Genomic DNA, 228 nt, shown 5'->3' with positions numbered 1-228 from the left:
GGTATGGCTGAAGCAGGTCGACGCCCGCGCGATGACGCCGCCGTGCGACGGCCCCGGCATCATCCTCGCGAATCCGCCGTACGGCGAGCGGATCGAGGTGCGCGGCCGCAGCGCGCGCGGCGAGGTGCGCGAGACGGGCCGCAACCGCGGCAACGACGACGCGTTCCGCCGCACGCACACCGACGCGCCCGACAGCGAGTTCTTCAACGCGCTCGGCGATGCGCTGAA

Annotated in this window: 1 pseudogene; it reads left to right on the top strand. The window is 73.2% G+C overall.

The features are described from left to right. Positions 1–228 (top strand): annotated as a pseudogene (locus SB816_RS35570) (class I SAM-dependent RNA methyltransferase); the annotation flags it as partial.

The sequence above is a fragment of the Achromobacter sp. SIMBA_011 genome, from assembly GCF_046535435.1.
Lineage (GTDB): Bacteria > Pseudomonadota > Gammaproteobacteria > Burkholderiales > Burkholderiaceae_B > Achromobacter > Achromobacter dolens.
The sequence above is the reverse complement of the archived record's forward strand: the minus strand, read 5'-3'. Positions and strand labels throughout refer to the sequence as shown.